Origin of the sequence: Aquimarina litoralis, from assembly GCF_019295435.1 — a bacterium.
GTDB lineage: Bacteria > Bacteroidota > Bacteroidia > Flavobacteriales > Flavobacteriaceae > Aquimarina > Aquimarina litoralis_A.
On the sequence record NZ_WEKL01000002.1, the window covers coordinates 76,514 to 93,595 of the forward strand.

Below are 17,082 nucleotides of genomic sequence, written 5' to 3' on the forward strand. Positions count from 1 at the left end.
TGTGCGGTTTTTACAAATGTACACCTAATAAAAGAGTAAGAAAATGCGTAAAACTACCTTAATTTAGTACAGAAATTGAAGGTATATTTAAAAACTACTAAATAGAATCTACATGAGGAAATTGTTGGTCATATTCAGCTTTTAAACTGATCATTTTTTCAAAAAATTTTGCATTTTCTTTATGTGTGCGGTTATTTCTGAAATGAACAAATTTTCCTTGTGCATGAATGCTAATACCATTGGTTTTGTATAGGTAAAATTGATAATAAGGAATAACCCAAGTATAATTTTGTAATCCTTTAGTAATAGCAATTAAAATTCCATAGGGACGTAATTCAATACTTCCATAATTAATATCAGAAACAGAGTTTAGAATCTTTCTCAAATTTGGACTTACATCATCGATGATCATACGTTTTGATCCTATACCACCTAATTTTATTGACCTGAGAAGGGAAAATGGTTTTCCTACCAGATCATTAATCATTACTTTATTCTTTTTATTTCTATAGGTGGTTTCTAATAACATTTGTAATTATTCCTTATTTTTTTTATGAAAATTTAGGCGGTAGGGACTCCTTTAAGACGTTTTTCAATCTTTTTCTTTTTAACAGTCAAAAGCTTCATAATATCCATGAGATTAGCATCTTTTGTCTTTTTATAGATTTCATTGATTGATAGAATAAGTGTTTTAGCTTCTCTAGAAGCTTTAACTCTATCACTGGTAGTCATATTACTCATCTTCCTGCGTTCAAACTCCAACGCTTTTTCTATTAGTTCCATAATTTTCTTTTAAAGATAAAAAATGTTTAAATTATTTTATTAATTGTTAAACAAAATTAACGCTTGTTTATGTTGGAATTTATGTTTGTTATAGGGTTTTAGATTATCATAATTTTAGAGTAGCGTAGGTAATACCCTTAAATTTTCATAAATAATAGGTAGTATTTCAAGAATGATTTAAATTACAAGCTTAACCCAATTTTGTAAGTATAATAAGATGAAAGTGCCGAGTAATATTGGTTTGGTTTTATCGGGAGGAGGTTTCAGAGGATTTGCTCATATTGGAGCAATCAAAGCGATTGAGGAGTTTGGGATATTTCCTAATTTTATTTCAGGAACAAGTGCTGGAGCAATCGTGGGAGCCTTGTACTCCGCAGGGAATTCTGTTTCTCAGATAAAAGATTTTTTTGATAATACACCTGTATTTAAGTTGAATCGATTTACCAGAAAAAAACCTGGTTTTTTAGATTCTGAGAAATATTATGATGATTTGATCAATTACTTTAAAGATAATTCTTTTGAGAATTTAGAAAGAAAACTTTTTGTTAGCGCTACAGATTTGGTAGAAGGTAAGGTAACTGTTTTTAGTACTGGAGAGTTAATCAAACCTATCTTAGCATCAGCAGCTTTTCCTGGAGTTTTTTCTCCTGTTATGATTAATGATTGTTTATATTCAGATGGTGGTATTTTGGATAATTTCCCGATAGCACCAATCCTGAATAAGTGTGACATGATTATCGGTATTGATGTTTCTCCAATTAGAAAACCAAAGATTACAGATTTTAAACATGCGCATAATGTAATGCAAAGAGCTTATTACCTAAGGGCAATGCCCAATTCTGAAACTAAGTTTGGTAAATGTGATATTATGATACAACCCAAGAAGATTAGTAATCATGGAGTGTTTAGCACCAGTAATTTAGATCAAGTTTTTGAAATTGGGTATCTGGAAGCGAAAAAACAAATAGAAACATATTTCGAAAATCAAAAATTATACTAATTGAAGTGATTGAAGATCTAAAAAAAAATTATAACCATCTTTTTGAGAATGCTCTCTTAGAAGAGATACATGGTGTTTCTATAGTAAAAGAAATTCCTGAAGGAATGGAACTTATAAGATCTGGTAGCTATATCAAAGCTATGCCGTTAATTATTCATGGAGCTATCAAAATATTAAGAGAGGATACAGAAGGAGATGAATTATTGCTGTATTTTTTAGAAAAAGGTGACACTTGTGCGATGACTTTATCCTGTTGCATTGGTCACCATAAAAGTGAGGTCAAAGCTATTGCTGAGATGGATTCTAAATTGATTATGATACCAGTAGAAAAAATGGAAGAATGGACAACTAAATATAAATCCTGGCGAAATTTTGTTTTTGAAAGTTATCATAAAAGATTAATGGAAGCTATAGAAACCATTGATAGTATTGCATTTCTTAAGATGGATGATCGTTTACTGAAATATTTGAATGACAAAACTAAAATTAGTGGTCTAAAAATTATCAATACTACACACCAACAAATAGCATATGATCTTCATTCTTCTAGAGTAGTAATATCTAGATTGTTAAAGAAAATGGAGAATAAAGGTCTCATAAAATTAAATCGAAATAGCATTGAAATTGTGAATATCTAAAACCGTGTAACTTTTGTTACTGAATAAAAGGTAGTAGATTGTTATCATGGCAAAAACAAATGATCCGTATGAATAGCTTTAAAATAAAAGTGTTTTGTATAATAGTATTGCTATATGCTTCAGTCTCTTGTGCGCAACATAATTCAAATCCTAACCAAGATGTAATAACTGCGTCGAACTTTGAAAAAATTGAAGTTATAGATGTATCCGTTATCAAAAGAGAAGTGCTAGGTAAAGATGTTCAATTTATCGATATTCGAACTCCAAAAGAATATCAAGAAGGTTTTATCGATGATGCTGTAAATATTAGTTACGCAAATAAAGAAACGTTTACATCAAAGTTTGAAAAACTGAATAAACAAAGACCGATATATATCTATTGCTATTCAGGTTGGAGAAGTCACCGTGCAGCTAAGTTATTGGTTTCATTAGGATTTAATAAAGTGTACGATTTCAAAGGAGGATACAAGGCATGGACTGAAAGTACAAAATGATCATCTTGACTTGTAAATAAAGTAATTCTTACCTTAGTGAAAAACAATAGATTGATTTCAGAAGCAATAGATAGTTATTTTCCTAGATTGGCAACAATGCCAGCACTAAAAGCGGATCTTGTTAAAATCAGTCAAATTCATCGATTCGAAGCAGGAACAGTCATATTAAGACAAGGAGCTTATATTAAAGTAATACCTTTATTGATCTCTGGTTTGGCTAAAGTGTTTAAAGAAGAACCAGAAGAAGGCAATGAAGTGTTGCTTTACTATATCAAGCCAGGAGAAAGCTGTGTCATGTCTGTTACTACTTTGATTAGAAATCAAACTAGCCAAGTAAAAGCAGTCATTGAAGAAGATTCTGAAGTAGTGATTATCCCAGCAGAACAGGCATTAGCTATTGCTAAGAAATATCCAAAATGGAATGAATTTATATATGATCTGTTTAATTTAAAATTCGAAGAATTATTACATGTCATTGAAATATTAACTTTTTCCAAAAAGGATAAGCGATTGTTAGAATACCTGAGAACTGAAGCCAAACTAAAGGAGCGTAAGGTACTAAATACTACGCACCAACAAATTGCTTATGATCTAGGATCTTCAAGAGAGGTAATCTCTAGATTGCTTAAAAAATTAGAGCAAGAAGGCTATATTCATTTAAGACAAGGCGCCATAGAAATCACTGATAAAATCTAACTAGCAGGATTTTTTTGTAATACAAGAGTAGTCATAGACCGTAAATCATGAACATTAGTTGATTTTAAAGGTTCTAAGAAAGATAAAGAATGTTTTATCATAAGTTCTGATAAAAGATCTCTGGTTAGTAAAAACCGATGAGATTCATCTCCCAAAGTATATACTCCATCATGGATAGAATTTATTTTATCTTCTATTCCAATATTTGAAGTCATACGAATAAAAATTGTTCCAAAAGGTTTAAGTACTCTGATAAGTTCGGAAAACATGGCTTTAAAATGTGATGTATTTGAAGCAAAATGTAAAACAGCGCTACAGATAATGTGATCAAAGTAGTTAGCATCAAATTTTAATGTATCCAAAGAACAAACGTTCATTTTGTTACCCCATTTTGGATATAGGTCTTTCACGTATTCAATGGACTCCGTTTCTTTATCTACACCATATAGATCAAACCCATTATTGTAAAACCAGTGTAAGTTCCTACCACTTCCACATCCTGCATCCAAAATCTTGTCTGTTTCAGTATATCGCTCTTTTAGTATTTGATCCAATAGATAAATATCAATATTTCCTAGTAGGGTTTGTAATTTTTGAACAGCCATTATAAATGATTTGAGTTGTAACAATTGTTACAGCTTTTATGTTTTCTCTTCAATAAGTTTGTAATGTAAATATGAATAAAAAAATAGAAAACATAACTATAACAAGAAAATAGATGAAGTTATCTAAAGGAGGAAAGCTTTTACTGGTTTGCGTTATATGTATAAGCATTATTACAGTGGTGGTACTTCTGATGGATTTTTTTAACCTTAATTAAAATACAATACTATGAAAAAGAATATGGGAAACACAGATCGAATCATAAGATTCGTTGTAGCAATAGCGATAGCAATGCTATATTATTCTGGGATTATTCAAGGTACATTAGCGTATGTTTTACTTGCGTTAGGAGGTATATTTGTGATCACCAGTTTTGTGAGTTTTTGCCCTTTATATTCGCTAGTGGGACTAAACACTTGTAAAATCAAGAACTAAGCTTAACGTTCTGATTATTTACTGGAGATCTGACTTTTTCAAGAAAGTTGGATCTTCTTTTAATTGTAAACTATATATCTTAATTGCATTATAGTTATTGGCTTTTTACATGAAAAAATATGGTAAATTAGAGATTGATTAAAAAATAGGAAACTTTCGGCCATGAAATTGAGTAACAAAGATTTTATATATGTTTTTATTCAGTTTGGTTTATTTATAGGGTATCTATGGAATCCAAAGTTTATTGCTTTTAAGCTGCCTTCTATTGTAATTGATTTGGGATTATGGCTTTTTATTGTCGGGATATGTACACTCTTATTAGCCTTGATTCAACTTCGGGAAAATTTATCTCCTTTTCCCACTCCCAAAAAAGACGCAAAACTTATAAAAACAGGACTCTATAAATTTATTAGACATCCAATTTATACAGGAATATTATTAATTGCTTTTGGTTATGCTTTTTATACACACTCTATTTTTAAATTTTTTATAACTATTGGTTTGTATATACTCTTTTATTTTAAGTCAAAATATGAAGAAAAAAGGTTGATCAATTTTTTTTCAGAGTATATTGATTACCAAAATACTACAGGTAGATTTTCACCTAATTTTTATAAGCTCTTTTCCAAAAAATAATCTATTGTAACATTAGTTACTGACTTTTCTTCTTTAAAGTAGGTTGTTTGTAAGAAAATAAAAATAATATGAATTGGATACAAGAACCTTGGCCTTGGTTTGTCGCAGGACCATTAATTGCATTCGTAATGATTTTATTGCTAATGTTTGATAAAAAAATGGGAATGTCATCTAATCTTAGAACATTATGTACGATATGTGGAGCAGGGAAGGCATCTAGTTTTTTTAAGTTTAATTGGAAAGAACAACGCTGGAATCTTATCGTAGCTTCTGGGATGATATTAGGAGGATTTATTGGAGCAAATCTGCTTTCAGAAAATCAAACGGTTAATCTAGCCCCAATACTTGTTGAAGATTTAAAAGAAATGGGTTTTGATAATGCTGGTGAAGCTTACTTACCCAGTAAATTGTTTTCTAATTCAGTTTTCAATGATGCCAAAACATTAATGATACTTGTGCTAGGGGGCTTATTAGTTGGTTTCGGAGCTAGATATGCTGGTGGATGCACTTCGGGTCATGCAATTTCTGGATTGAGCGATTTACAGTTGCCTTCACTTATTGCAGTCATTGGATTTTTTATAGGAGGTTTACTAATGGTGCATTTTATATTCCCATTTGTATTTTAGTTATGAGAACATTGATATATTTAGTTATTGGAGTTTTGTTTGGAATTGTTCTCTTCAAATCGGAGGCAGCTTCTTGGTTTAGGATTTACGAAATGTTTCAGTTTGGATCTTTTCATATGTATGGAATTATAGGATCTGCGGTACTAATTGGAAGCATTTTTATTCGGTTTGCTAAAAAAGGAAAGATTAAGTCCTTTTCGGGTAATACAATTCGTATCACCTCTAAAGAAAAAGGTTTTTATAGATATCTTTTAGGTGGTATTATTTTCGGTTTGGGTTGGGCGCTTGCTGGAGCATGTCCTGGTCCTTTGTTCGTTTTGGCAGGAGCTGGATATATACCTATTCTTATTGTAATTCTAGCTTCAATAGTTGGTACCTTTTTATATGGGATTTTAAAAGAGAAATTACCACATTAAATTATAAAAGCCTAGTTGAAAAAGTGTTGATATCAGCTTATGAATGTGTAGGTTTGTTTTATAACTAAAAAAGGCCGAATTATGATATTGAGTTCAAAAATTCAGCCCTTGTATATGATATCAATCAGATCACTCTGTTTGATAGGTGTATCGTTTATTTCCGGTAATAATATTTCCTTCATAATCGTAAAATTGTGTTATGTAATTTACGAATCGATTGTACTGTGGAGTAGCACTATTTCGTGATCGATTCCTTATATTTTGTAATGTTCTCATGATGATTAGATTTTGATTGATGATTAGATAATAGCCTTACCTATAACGCCTTTTAGCATTCCAGATATTTCCTTTTGTACTCTTTAATTTGTTTGTGATTTGATTGTTGTCTAAAGTTCTCATGATGATTATTTTTTTTGATTGATGAATAATTTGATTGATTATCTGTAGCGTCTTTTAGCATTCCAGATATTTCCTTTTGTACTTTTTAATTTGTTTGTAATTTGATTGTTGTCTAAAGTTCTCATGATGATTATTTTTTTTGATTGATGAATAATTTGATTGATTATCTGTAGCGTCTTTTAGCATTCCAGATATTTCCTTTTGTACTTTTTAATTTGTTTGTAATTTGATTGTTGTCTAAAGTTCTCATGATGATTATTTTTTTGATTGATGAATAATTTGATTGATTATCTGTAGCGTCTTTTAGTATTCCAGATATTTCCTTTTGTATTTTTTAATTTGTTTGTGATTTGATTGCTGTCTAAAGTTCTCATAATTGATATAGTTTTAAATTGTTATATACTTACTAGACAACAAAACTTCAATTTTGTTACAGTACTATGTATAAAAAGGTACTATTTTAACATTTTTTAACCAAAATACTGGGGTTTTGAGAAGTTTTTTAGGAATAAATTAGAAAATATGCTGAAGTAAACTAGTGTAATTGTACTATAGATTAATGATATTTAGGAAAAGTATCATTAGTAAAAAATAAATTGAGTATATTTTATTTTAAATCTGTTATCCAGCGAATTCCTTCTCTAGTTAATCGATAATCTTTAAGCGTCTTCACTTTGGTTTTCATCCAATAAGAATCTTGATGGTAAGATCCCTTAAAAACAACTATATTATTATCAATCTTTTCATAGGATAGTTTATATGCGTTGTCAATGGAATCATTAAATTTATGGAAATGGATGGTTTGTTTAACTGTATCAGCTTCAAATGAATAATAAAATTTCTTTTTATCTACAGAAGTAATTGTTAAAGATTCTGGTCTATAAGAACTTCCATTAATCGAAATATTTTTCCATCTACTTTTATTAGATTCCTGAATAGTATCTCCATTTATCACAAGAATTTCAATTTCATGATATCCTGTTAGGGATGGAAATCTATTAACGGTTTGTGATTCTATCCTTTTTGAAAAGTTGATAGTACTTGAAATGATGAAATACAAAATAATAGCACTCTTAATTGAATACCCTATTTTCTTATTTTTTTTAAATAAAGGTTGATCCAAAAAAGGTTTAGTTGGTTTATTAAGGATAAAGAAATTGATAATTCTTTTAAAATCATCACTCAATAATAATATGGTCATTATTAAAAGATGAATTGCGAACATTTTAACCCTTACGTCGTATCCAACATCAATTAAAACTACATTCGCCATTGCAATAAATACTATAGTAGATCCGATAAACGTAAACCTTCTAAATAATAATAAAATGCCACCAATTACTTCAACCCATCCGGTGCTCATTGTATAAAATTTGGAGTAACTCATAAAAGTCCATAGGTATCTCATACCATTATAGTCACCGATAGTACTTTCCAATCTATTAAGATCCATCTCGCCAAATTGTAACATAAATACTTTAGCTAGTCCATAAAGAATTAACGTTAATCCGACATGATATCTTAAAATAGTTCTAGTAAGTATTTTTATTTTAGAATCATAGGCTAATTTTAATTTGCTATCAATAAGAATCCAAATTATTGTCCCGATAATAGAAAGAGTGATGATGAGCAAAAATCTACTATAATCATACTTTGAGTCAAATCCATTTAGGAGGTTATCTTTGTCAAATTCCCAGCCTAAAAAAAGTTGACCAAACCAAATAGTAAGATCCTTCCAAAACGAAATGTCAGAGGTATTTAATTCTACAATGTATTCAAATCCATAAGGGTATATGTAGAGTACTAAATAAAGAAATATAATTCTTAGATAAATTTTGTTAGACAAGCTCCAGTGAGTGTTTTCAATTGATGACATTTGTTTTGATTGATATGAGTTACAATAATACGATTTTATCATATATTTTATGCTTGACTATTTTATTAGAAAAATGATTACTTAGTGATGTGTTAGACACGTTAATAATTACTTAAATCATAAAGAACTATGATATAAACCTTATTACTTTCGTTTTGTCATTTTGTATTTTTAATTTTAAAACAACCAAGTTTGTGAAATGAAAGATAATTTTAGTAATATAATTAATTCAGCCACTCCAGTGCTGATAGATTTTTATGCAGATTGGTGTGGCCCTTGTAAGATGTTAGCACCAATTTTGAAGGAAGTAAAAGATGAATTAGGAGATACAGTTAAGATTATAAAAATTGATGTTGATAAAAATCAGTCCTTAGCATCAAGATATCAAGTAAGAGGAGTACCGACTATGTTACTCTTTAAAGAAGGAAAACAACTCTGGAGACAATCAGGAGTATTACAAAAACAAGATATAATCTCAACAATAAATTCTTATACATAAATATGATAAAGCATTATGATATTACGGTAAAGGGTAAAGTACAAGGAGTTTGGTATCGTAAAAGCACTTTAGAGAAAGCCCAGCAGTTAGGAATCAACGGAATTGTAAAAAATTTACCTAACGGTAATGTTTATATTGAGGCTGAAGGACAGCAAGATCAATTGCAACTATTTTTAAAGTGGTGTGCAAAGGGACCTGAGTATGCAGTAGTGGATGAAGTTAGTAAAACTGAAACAGAGATTTTAGCATATGAAGATTTCCAGATACGATATTAAAACATGGTGCTTTAGATGTTCTTCACTGTAACATTTGTTACTGAAAGCGTCATTCTGTTTTTCTACTTTTAAACTTTTAAAATAGCAATCATATAAAAAGTGTAGGAAACCAATCATTTACCCGACATAATCATTAAGGTAAGAGGTTCTCTTTAGTAAATTTGTTTTATGGATACGTATGTTAGTGTATTTATTGATGCTTTCAAGAATAGTCTTCAATGGACTTGGAACTCCATTATTTTTGAGGTTCCTTGGTATATCAACTATTTCTGGGGATTAATAGCTATTTCTTTAGTCGTATGGGGTTTGGAATTACTATTTCCTTGGAGAAAAGAACAAGCTATTTTCAGAAAGGATTTCTGGTTGGATGGATTTTATATGTTCTTTAATTTTTTTGTGTTCTCCATAGTAATAAGTGGTTTTTATGAATTGCTGAGTTTATTTTTTAGTGATTTAGGGATATCCAATCAGAGCTTAACAGTTATAAATATTTCGAACTTACCAAAATGGATTCAGCTACTTGTCTTTTTTGTTATACTTGACTTTGTACAATGGTTTACTCATGTATTACTCCATAAGTTTTCTTTCTTTTGGAGGTTTCATAGGATACATCATTCGGTTAAAGAAATGGGATTTGCTGCACATCTTAGATACCATTGGATGGAAAATATTTTGTATAAACCACTTAAAACAATTGGAGTAATGGTTTTAGGAGGGTTTGAACCAGAACAGGCATATATTGTTCATTTTATGGCTATCGCAATAGGACATTTCAATCACTCAAATATCAAAATCACTTGGGGACCTCTTAAATATATTTTAAATAACCCTGTGATGCATTTGTATCATCATGCGTATGAGCTGCCCAAAGGTTCTTTTGGTGTGAATTTTGGTATTAGTTTAAGTCTATGGGATTATATTTTTAAAACTAATTACATTCCAGAAGATAGCGGAACCATAGAAATAGGTTTTCCCGGCGACGAAAAAGTACCTAAAAGTTTTTTAGGGCAGTTGTTATTTGGTTTTAAAAGTTTTAGAAAGTAAGGTTTCTATAGGTTTTAACTAGAATAGTTCATTTTGAAACATAGGTAATGAAAGAAAAAGTAAAGAAAAAAGCGTCTTCAAATACGGTATATGGATTAGGGATCATTGGAGCTCTAATATATTATATAAGCCACGCCACAAGCTTATGGATGGGGTTATTAGGTATAGTAAAAGCTATATTTTGGCCTGCTTTTCTTGTATACGAACTGTTGAAGTTTTTAGAAGCTTCATAAATAAAAGGGCTATTCTTTGCGGTACTTTTAATTAATTATAACTTTGACAAATTTTTGATAATTATTTCCAGGAAAAATGAGAATTGAACAAATGTATACAGGTTGCCTTGCACAAGGCGCATATTATATAGAAAGTAACGGAGAAGTTGCTATAATTGATCCACTGAGAGAAATAAAACCTTATATAGAAAAATCCCAAGAAGATAATGCGGAGATAAAATATATATTCGAGACCCATTTTCATGCTGATTTTGTAAGTGGACATATTACATTATCAAAAGAATCCAATGCGCCAATTGTATATGGACCACAAGCACATACTTCCTTTGACGCGATTATTGCAGAAGATGGACAAGAATTTAAAATTGGAGATGTTACAATCGTGGCATTGCATACTCCAGGACATACTTTAGAAAGTACTACGTATTTGCTCAAAGATCCGCAAGGAAAAGATCACGCTATTTTTAGTGGTGATACCTTGTTTTTAGGTGATGTAGGAAGACCAGATCTTGCACAGAAAGCTGCAAATATGACTCAGGAACAGTTGGCAGAGATGTTATACGATAGTTTACGAACTAAAATAATGCCACTTGCAGATGATGTAATTGTATATCCTGCTCATGGAGCTGGTTCAGCTTGCGGGAAAAATATGAGCAAAGAAACGGTTGGAACTTTAGGAGCTCAGAAAGAAACTAATTATGCGTTGAGGTCAGATATGACCAAAGAGGAGTTTGTAAAAGAAGTAACTGATGGCTTGCTACCTCCACCATCATATTTTCCGCTAAATGTTAAAATGAACAAAGAAGGGTATGATGATATTCAAGAGGTTTTAAATCGTGGTACACAAGAATTGGATCCGGATACATTTGAACAAATTGCAAATGATACTGGAGCTGTGATTTTGGATGTAAGACATCAAAATGATTATGTAAAAGGTCATATTCCACGTTCCATTTTTATTGGTTTAGATGGAGGTTTTGCTCCTTGGGTAGGAGCTTTAATAGGAGATGTGAAACAATCTATATTATTGGTTACTCCAGAAGGTAGAGAAGAAGAAACAGTTACTAGGTTATCCCGAGTAGGTTTTGATCATACTTTAGGTTGTTTAAAAGGAGGTTTTGATACCTGGAAACAAGCTGGAAAAGAAATCGATCAATTAGAATCAATTTCTGCAGAAACCTTTAAAAACAGGCTTACAGAAAATACGGCGGTTTATGATGTGAGAAAAGAATCAGAGTTTTCTTCTGGTCATATAGAAGGAGCACATAATACTCCTTTAAGTATGATTAATAATCATTTGTCGGAATTTTCTAAAGAAGATACTACCTTTTTTGTGCATTGTGCTGGTGGTTATCGCTCTGTAATTGCTGCATCCATTTTAAAAAGTAGAGGTATCCATAATTTGGTAGATATAGCAGGTGGATTTAAATCAATTCAAGAAGTAGATATTAAAACAACTAAATAATAAGTTTTAGATGAGTATTACCTAAATATTTCCAGCGTATTTTTAATACTATTGGTTAAGGTTTAGCGTTTTAGTTATTGATTTAACAGAGTTTTTATTTCAAAACCATTATTATTGTAACTTAATAAACCTACTTTTAGCTTTTTGAATCTTTATTTTTTATACATTATTTCCCTTCAGGAACAGCCTGAACCTGGGATTCCGAAATATTTGGCAGTGCTTTTGGCTGTCACGCTTATCTCTACATGCCTATATTACATATCAAAGTATTTAGAAACTGTTTACGCAAATAAATACAAGAAACCTTTCTTTGTTCATTTCTATTTGTCATCTAAAAGATTACCAAAACATCTTGTCCCTTTTTTAGCTACAAACTCCTTATATACTAAACTAGACAAAAAGAAAAAAAAGTATTTTGAACACCGTGTAGTTCGATTTTTAGAAACTACAAAATTTGTGGGTAGAGATGGACTTGTTGTAGATGATGATAAACGAATGCAGATAACACTTTTAGTGATTCAAATGACTTTTGGTATGCGGAATTATCTTTTAGAATACGTAGAAACGATCATTCTATATCCCTCTACTTACTACTCTATACTGAATAAAACCGAAAATAAAGGAGAATTCAATCCTAGATCAAAGGCATTAGTATTATCATGGGAGCACTTTAATCATGGAAATTTAGATAGTGATGATGGAGTAAATTTAGGTATACACGAAATTACACATGCTATCCATTATTGTTCTTTAAAATGTAATAATATTAGTTCAGAGATATTTCATGATACTTTTCTGGAATTAGAGAACCATTTGTCTTCAGTTACTTTGAGAAATAAAATTATCGATAGCAAATTATTAAGAGAATATGCTTTTACAGATAAATTTGAATTTATAGCTGTTTTAGTGGAAGTGTTCATGGAATCACCAGATAAACTAAAGAGTCAATTTCCAGATATTTATGGATATGTAAGCAGGATGCTAAATTTCAGATATTTTGAAGCGCAAGCATAACTTTATCATATGCTCTTTTCTGAAAAAATAAAAAATTAGGGTAACATTTTGCTTTGTAATGACACTTATATTTAACGATAAAAAGTATCTTTAATTAGTTTTTAAATTTAAAAAAATAAAAAATGGAAGAATTTCAGCAAGTAGCTCCTGTCGTAAGTTCACTTACAGATGAAAAGAGAGTAGCTTTTTACAAGAAAACATATACACATCTAGCGATGGCAGTATTACTATTTGTAATTGTAGAATGGGTGTTTTTTCAGATAGAACCTATAGTGAATTTTGCATTTTCTATGACGCAAGGATGGAGATGGCTAGTAATGTTAGGTGGGTTTATGTTGGCTACTAATTATGCAGAAAGAATGGCACATAAAACACATGATCTTAATAAACAGTATTTAGGCCTTGTTTTATATGTGGTAGCAGAAGCGTTTATTTTTATTCCTTTAATAGGAATAGCAATGATGATTGCAGAGAATGGAGGAGCAAATATATTGAATCAAGCGGCTATTTTAACTTTAGCATTATTTACTGGCTTATCTGGTGTTGTATTATTGACTAAAAAAGACTTTTCTTTTCTGAGGTCAATGTTAACCATTGGATTTTTTATTGCACTCGGTTTAATTGTAGCAGGAATGTTATTTGGCTTTAACCTTGGTTTATGGTTTAGTGTTGGAATGGTGGTTTTAGCATCCGGATCAATTTTGTACCAAACTTCTAATATGGTGCATAAATATTCAGAAGATCAGTATGTAGGAGCTTCGTTAGGATTATTTGCTTCGTTAATGTTGTTATTCTGGTATATTCTAAGCATCTTATCAAATGACTAAAAGTATCTGTACTTTTTGATTAAGTACGTAATAAAATATCAAATAAAAAGGCAAGTTCTAAAACTTGCCTTTTTATTTGATAAAAGGAGATCTTTACTGAATTGTTAACTTTTCCGTAAACGTTTTTTTATCTACTACCACATGAATTATGTAATTAGCTTTAGGCAACTTTGATATATCCAATATAATATCATCATTAGGGATAAATTTTTTCTCAAGCATATTACGACCAGCTAGATCCATTATTTTAATGGAAACAGATTCTTGAATAGTAGGAAGGTTATTAATTGCTAGTCTTACACTATTTTTTGAAGGATTTGGATATAAAACTACATTGGGGTTAGAATTGCTTAGCTTTTTTTTAGGAGGTTTGTTAAGAAGAGGTTTTCCTTCTTCAATAGTATAAAAACGGTTTACTCTTAGATTAGAAAATGTATCTATAGTTCCCGATGGCCAGTAAACTTTTAACTCAATGATTCTACCGGATTTTCCTAATCCAAAATGAGCTCTTAAGCTATTATGTCCCATAAAAGTATTGGAAGCAGAGATTTCTCTTTTTTGCGTTACTAATTTGCCTTTAATTCTTGCTGTTAATTCCAATCTTGCTCCTAATCCTGCTTTGTTAGATGTATCACCAATAAGTTTGAAGTTAGCGAAATGATTTTTAATCGTCAGATCGTTTCTAAAAAGTGCTTTTATACTACCTCCAACAATGAATACATCTAAATCACCATCATTATCATAATCACCAACTGTCGCTCCTGTAGAGCTTCCTGAAGTTATTGTGTTAATTAGGTTCACGTCTTTTTCAGTAAATGTACCATCTCCATTGTTAATAAAGTATCCGCTACCTGTTGTGCTCGAAGCGGTGATGATGGCATCCAAATCTCCATCATTATCAAAATCTCCCCAAGTATTGGTTAAATTACTGGTATTTGCTATGGTGAAAGGTGTATTGGTTTTTACATAATTTCCGTTCTCATTTTTATAAAATTTATTTTCAACTCCTGAGTAGTTTGTAAGACATATGTCAAGATCTCCATCATTATCATAATCAATGGCGTTATAACATTGTCCATCTTGTAACTCTTCAGCAAATGAAAGATCGGTTGATGTTAGTTTTTCGAAGCCTTCGCTTCCGGTTTCAACTTGTAAGTTTTTAAATATAAAATCTGCAGCAATCCCAGTTGGACCCGCAGCAGGTCCACTGGCAATAAATAGGTCAACATCTCCATCTTCATCATAATCTGTCCAATTAGAAACCGTATAAGGAGCTAATTCAGTAAGAAACTCATAATCTTCTATTACTTCTGTAAACGTGCCGTCACTGTTTCCTCTATATAACCGATTAGGGAAATGGTTATTTGCACCAAGAAACATATCGGCAAAGGTGAGAATGAAATCGAGATGACTATCATTGTTATAATCGCACCATTGGACACTCCAGGTTGCAGAATTGATATTGTTTAATATAGAGTTAACTTCTGTAAACTGACCAGTTCCATCATTAGCATAGATCCTAGTTTGTAGGGTAGAAGGAGCAGAAAATCTGGAATAAATAAGGTCTAAGTCACCATCATTTTCATAATCTCCCCAACTGCAACCCACTAATGCGGTTGCTGTGGGAATCACATTACCACCTGATGCAATTTCAAAATTCCCATTTCCAAGGTTTCTGTATATAGTTCCTCCATAAAATAGATCCAACTTATTATCATTATTAATATCTGTCCAAGAAGTTCCAAAATATGTTCCTCCAATAGTTGGTTCTGAGACAATTGGATTATTGGTATCGGTTATCAAAGTAAAGTTTTGCGTGAAAGCAAAATGGGTAATACAACAACAAGCAAGTAACAATAAAGTTCTCATGTGAAAAAGTTTTAAGATTTATAAGAACTAAATTCTATAAAACGAATAATGAAAGGGTTTAGAATTATAATTCTTTACTTAATTCACTTATTTTATACTTTTCATGTTTCCTTTTATACTCTGAAGGGGTACAATGATATTTGTTTTTAAACGCATTATTGAATGTGGCTTTGTTATTAAAACCTACGTCAAAATAAATGGTTTTAATGCTCGAAGAGGTATCTTGAAGTAATAATTTTTCAGCTTCTTCTAATCTATATTCATTGATAAATTGATTGAAATTTTTATGAGCTTTTTCATTAATTATCTTTGAAAGTGTATGACTAGAAAAACCAACTTCATCTGCTAATTGAACTAATCTTAGATTATTATTTAAATACGATTTTTTAGTAGATAAGTGGGTTAGAAGTTTTTGGTAGAATTCATCCTTTGTTCCATCCGTAAACTCCTGTAAACTCGTTTCTGTAAGAAATAGATTAGCCAATAACTCTCCATTAAAAATCGAAGGTTCTTTGTATACCATATATCCAATAGCATAGATGCCTAAAGACATGGAAAAGGAGATTGCATAATCCCAATGAGGACTAAAGAAAGAAAATTTGACTAAAATATAATAACTCGTATACGCTATTGCAAAAAGAGAAAATAGATGTAATAGGAAATTTGACCACTTTTCTCTTGTCTTGGCATATTGAGATTCTTTTTCACTTTGATGCAAAGTCATAAAATCTTTTATAACGATTATATAGATAGTAAAAGATAAAACCCGTAACCAAGGATAATTTATAGCTTCTAAGAAATAAAATAAAGGTTCGGTATAGGTGTTTTGCATATCCCTAAAACCTGATGATTTTATATAGTACAATGAATTCATTAAAAAGCATAATAATGCAGGTGCAAAATGATACCATTTTACTTTGAACGTTTTACTATAAAATCTTGTAATATAACTATACAACAAAGGACCAAAAGCCAAATACCAACTGGTATCATAAAAATAAAGATAGGGGTATACAGTTCCATAGTTTGTCCAGAATAAGACATAATATAGTAGTATTAAAGAAAAGCCAAATAGTAATAAAATAATAGGTAGATTATTAGCTCTACTAGTTTTGCGAGTCCACAGAATACAACTAAGAAATATCCCGAAAGAACTTACCAATAAAAAGATAGAAGTCCATGTATCAAAAGATGGAATAGTATTTTGTTGCATCTCTAACGCTTTTTTCTGTATTTACATACACCATTAGTAGA

At 30.7% G+C, this 17,082-nt stretch carries 22 protein-coding genes; 15 read left to right on the plus strand and 7 right to left on the minus strand.

The window, feature by feature from the left end; genetic code table 11:
* Positions 1-97: 97 nt before the first annotated feature.
* Together GBO31_RS01705 and GBO31_RS01710 are read right to left on the minus strand one after the other, a co-directional pair.
* Positions 98-529 carry a hypothetical protein gene (locus GBO31_RS01705; protein ID WP_219006578.1) on the minus strand — a complete coding sequence of 144 codons (432 nt, stop codon included), beginning with the start codon at positions 527-529 and terminating at the stop codon, positions 98-100.
* Positions 530-561: 32 nt separating this feature from the next.
* Complete coding sequence (locus GBO31_RS01710) at positions 562-783, minus strand: hypothetical protein (RefSeq protein ID WP_219006579.1); 222 nt, start codon at positions 781-783, stop codon at positions 562-564.
* A gap of 217 nt (positions 784-1,000) precedes the next feature.
* Between GBO31_RS01710 and GBO31_RS01715 the strand changes: the two genes are divergently transcribed.
* From GBO31_RS01715 to GBO31_RS01730, 4 genes are all read left to right on the plus strand, one after another.
* Complete coding sequence (locus GBO31_RS01715; RefSeq protein WP_219006580.1) at positions 1,001-1,783, plus strand: patatin-like phospholipase family protein; 783 nt, start codon at positions 1,001-1,003, stop codon at positions 1,781-1,783.
* A gap of 5 nt (positions 1,784-1,788) precedes the next feature.
* On the plus strand, positions 1,789-2,421 hold the full coding sequence (locus tag GBO31_RS01720) for a Crp/Fnr family transcriptional regulator (RefSeq protein ID WP_219006581.1): 633 nt from the start codon (positions 1,789-1,791) through the stop codon (positions 2,419-2,421).
* A gap of 68 nt (positions 2,422-2,489) precedes the next feature.
* The gene (locus GBO31_RS01725; protein ID WP_219006582.1) at positions 2,490-2,915 is read left to right on the plus strand and encodes a rhodanese-like domain-containing protein; all 426 of its coding nucleotides are present in this window, start codon (positions 2,490-2,492) and stop codon (positions 2,913-2,915) included.
* 36 nt (positions 2,916-2,951) lie between these two features.
* Positions 2,952-3,611, plus strand: a complete 660-nt coding sequence (locus GBO31_RS01730; RefSeq protein ID WP_343211283.1) for a Crp/Fnr family transcriptional regulator — start codon at positions 2,952-2,954, stop codon at positions 3,609-3,611.
* Here the strand turns inward: GBO31_RS01730 and GBO31_RS01735 are convergent.
* Positions 3,608-4,216 carry a class I SAM-dependent methyltransferase gene (locus GBO31_RS01735; protein ID WP_219006583.1) on the minus strand — a complete coding sequence of 203 codons (609 nt, stop codon included), beginning with the start codon at positions 4,214-4,216 and terminating at the stop codon, positions 3,608-3,610. The two genes, GBO31_RS01730 and GBO31_RS01735, sit on opposite strands and share 4 nt — an antisense overlap.
* Before the next feature lie 226 nt (positions 4,217-4,442).
* On the opposite strand from GBO31_RS01735, the gene GBO31_RS01740 reads away from it, so the two are divergent.
* From GBO31_RS01740 to GBO31_RS01755, 4 genes are all read left to right on the plus strand, one after another.
* Entirely contained in the window at positions 4,443-4,649 is a 207-nt protein-coding gene (locus tag GBO31_RS01740) for a YgaP family membrane protein (protein WP_219006584.1), read from the plus strand.
* A 162-nt stretch (positions 4,650-4,811) separates the two neighbouring features.
* Positions 4,812-5,285: a methyltransferase family protein gene (locus tag GBO31_RS01745; RefSeq protein WP_246615744.1), complete on the plus strand. Its 474-nt coding sequence runs from the start codon at positions 4,812-4,814 to the stop codon at positions 5,283-5,285.
* 68 nt (positions 5,286-5,353) lie between these two features.
* Entirely contained in the window at positions 5,354-5,911 is a 558-nt protein-coding gene (locus tag GBO31_RS01750; RefSeq protein ID WP_219006585.1) for a YeeE/YedE family protein, read from the plus strand.
* A 2-nt stretch (positions 5,912-5,913) separates the two neighbouring features.
* The gene (locus tag GBO31_RS01755; RefSeq protein WP_219006586.1) at positions 5,914-6,327 is read left to right on the plus strand and encodes a DUF6691 family protein; all 414 of its coding nucleotides are present in this window, start codon (positions 5,914-5,916) and stop codon (positions 6,325-6,327) included.
* Between the two features lie 129 nt (positions 6,328-6,456).
* On the opposite strand, the gene GBO31_RS01760 is transcribed toward GBO31_RS01755, so the two are convergent.
* Together GBO31_RS01760 and GBO31_RS01765 are read right to left on the minus strand one after the other, a co-directional pair.
* Positions 6,457-6,603 carry a hypothetical protein gene (locus GBO31_RS01760; RefSeq protein WP_219006587.1) on the minus strand — a complete coding sequence of 49 codons (147 nt, stop codon included), beginning with the start codon at positions 6,601-6,603 and terminating at the stop codon, positions 6,457-6,459.
* 730 nt (positions 6,604-7,333) lie between these two features.
* Entirely contained in the window at positions 7,334-8,602 is a 1,269-nt protein-coding gene (locus tag GBO31_RS01765) for a DoxX family protein (RefSeq protein WP_219006588.1), read from the minus strand.
* Positions 8,603-8,801: 199 nt separating this feature from the next.
* Here GBO31_RS01765 and trxA point away from each other — a divergent pair, with 199 nt between their 5' ends.
* From trxA to GBO31_RS01800, 7 genes are all read left to right on the plus strand, one after another.
* A complete protein-coding gene (gene trxA, locus GBO31_RS01770) occupies positions 8,802-9,101 on the plus strand; it encodes a thioredoxin (RefSeq protein ID WP_219006589.1) in 300 nt (99 codons plus the stop codon).
* A gap of 2 nt (positions 9,102-9,103) precedes the next feature.
* Positions 9,104-9,376, plus strand: coding sequence for an acylphosphatase (locus tag GBO31_RS01775; protein WP_219006590.1), 273 nt, complete (start codon positions 9,104-9,106; stop codon positions 9,374-9,376).
* A gap of 168 nt (positions 9,377-9,544) precedes the next feature.
* Entirely contained in the window at positions 9,545-10,420 is an 876-nt protein-coding gene (locus tag GBO31_RS01780) for a sterol desaturase family protein (RefSeq protein ID WP_219006591.1), read from the plus strand.
* A gap of 47 nt (positions 10,421-10,467) precedes the next feature.
* On the plus strand, positions 10,468-10,653 hold the full coding sequence (locus GBO31_RS01785; RefSeq protein WP_219006592.1) for a hypothetical protein: 186 nt from the start codon (positions 10,468-10,470) through the stop codon (positions 10,651-10,653).
* Positions 10,654-10,729: 76 nt separating this feature from the next.
* Complete coding sequence (locus tag GBO31_RS01790) at positions 10,730-12,118, plus strand: MBL fold metallo-hydrolase (RefSeq protein WP_219006593.1); 1,389 nt, start codon at positions 10,730-10,732, stop codon at positions 12,116-12,118.
* A 144-nt stretch (positions 12,119-12,262) separates the two neighbouring features.
* Positions 12,263-13,132 (plus strand): zinc-dependent peptidase, encoded by an 870-nt coding sequence (locus tag GBO31_RS01795; RefSeq protein WP_219006594.1) that lies wholly within the window; start codon positions 12,263-12,265, stop codon positions 13,130-13,132.
* Positions 13,133-13,254: 122 nt separating this feature from the next.
* On the plus strand, positions 13,255-13,959 hold the full coding sequence (locus tag GBO31_RS01800; RefSeq protein WP_219006595.1) for a Bax inhibitor-1/YccA family protein: 705 nt from the start codon (positions 13,255-13,257) through the stop codon (positions 13,957-13,959).
* Between the two features lie 93 nt (positions 13,960-14,052).
* Here GBO31_RS01800 and GBO31_RS01805 read toward each other — a convergent pair whose 3' ends face one another.
* Both GBO31_RS01805 and GBO31_RS01810 read right to left on the minus strand, forming a co-directional pair.
* Entirely contained in the window at positions 14,053-15,828 is a 1,776-nt protein-coding gene (locus tag GBO31_RS01805; protein WP_219006596.1) for an FG-GAP-like repeat-containing protein, read from the minus strand.
* 64 nt (positions 15,829-15,892) lie between these two features.
* The gene (locus GBO31_RS01810) at positions 15,893-17,041 is read right to left on the minus strand and encodes an AraC family transcriptional regulator (protein WP_219006597.1); all 1,149 of its coding nucleotides are present in this window, start codon (positions 17,039-17,041) and stop codon (positions 15,893-15,895) included.
* Between the last annotated feature and the right edge of the window lie 41 nt (positions 17,042-17,082).

Excerpts from the sequence above, each read along its gene's own strand:
- GBO31_RS01715 (WP_219006580.1), top strand. The coding sequence starts at position 1,001 with ATGAAAGTGCCGAGTAATATTGGTTTGGTTTTATCGGGAGGAGGTTTC.
- GBO31_RS01755 (WP_219006586.1), top strand. The coding sequence starts at position 5,914 with ATGAGAACATTGATATATTTAGTTATTGGAGTTTTGTTTGGAATTGTT.
- GBO31_RS01705 (WP_219006578.1), bottom strand. The coding sequence starts at position 529 with ATGTTATTAGAAACCACCTATAGAAATAAAAAGAATAAAGTAATGATT.
- GBO31_RS01775 (WP_219006590.1), top strand. The coding sequence starts at position 9,104 with ATGATAAAGCATTATGATATTACGGTAAAGGGTAAAGTACAAGGAGTT.
- GBO31_RS01745 (WP_246615744.1), top strand. The coding sequence starts at position 4,812 with ATGAAATTGAGTAACAAAGATTTTATATATGTTTTTATTCAGTTTGGT.
- GBO31_RS01785 (WP_219006592.1), top strand. The coding sequence starts at position 10,468 with ATGAAAGAAAAAGTAAAGAAAAAAGCGTCTTCAAATACGGTATATGGA.
- GBO31_RS01710 (WP_219006579.1), bottom strand. The coding sequence starts at position 783 with ATGGAACTAATAGAAAAAGCGTTGGAGTTTGAACGCAGGAAGATGAGT.
- GBO31_RS01760 (WP_219006587.1), bottom strand. The coding sequence starts at position 6,603 with ATGAGAACATTACAAAATATAAGGAATCGATCACGAAATAGTGCTACT.
- GBO31_RS01790 (WP_219006593.1), top strand. The coding sequence starts at position 10,730 with ATGAGAATTGAACAAATGTATACAGGTTGCCTTGCACAAGGCGCATAT.
- trxA (WP_219006589.1), top strand. The coding sequence starts at position 8,802 with ATGAAAGATAATTTTAGTAATATAATTAATTCAGCCACTCCAGTGCTG.
- GBO31_RS01725 (WP_219006582.1), top strand. The coding sequence starts at position 2,490 with ATGAATAGCTTTAAAATAAAAGTGTTTTGTATAATAGTATTGCTATAT.
- GBO31_RS01810 (WP_219006597.1), bottom strand. The coding sequence starts at position 17,041 with ATGCAACAAAATACTATTCCATCTTTTGATACATGGACTTCTATCTTT.
- GBO31_RS01805 (WP_219006596.1), bottom strand. The coding sequence starts at position 15,828 with ATGAGAACTTTATTGTTACTTGCTTGTTGTTGTATTACCCATTTTGCT.
- GBO31_RS01765 (WP_219006588.1), bottom strand. The coding sequence starts at position 8,602 with ATGTCATCAATTGAAAACACTCACTGGAGCTTGTCTAACAAAATTTAT.
- GBO31_RS01750 (WP_219006585.1), top strand. The coding sequence starts at position 5,354 with ATGAATTGGATACAAGAACCTTGGCCTTGGTTTGTCGCAGGACCATTA.
- GBO31_RS01800 (WP_219006595.1), top strand. The coding sequence starts at position 13,255 with ATGGAAGAATTTCAGCAAGTAGCTCCTGTCGTAAGTTCACTTACAGAT.
- GBO31_RS01780 (WP_219006591.1), top strand. The coding sequence starts at position 9,545 with ATGGATACGTATGTTAGTGTATTTATTGATGCTTTCAAGAATAGTCTT.
- GBO31_RS01735 (WP_219006583.1), bottom strand. The coding sequence starts at position 4,216 with ATGGCTGTTCAAAAATTACAAACCCTACTAGGAAATATTGATATTTAT.
- GBO31_RS01740 (WP_219006584.1), top strand. The coding sequence starts at position 4,443 with ATGAAAAAGAATATGGGAAACACAGATCGAATCATAAGATTCGTTGTA.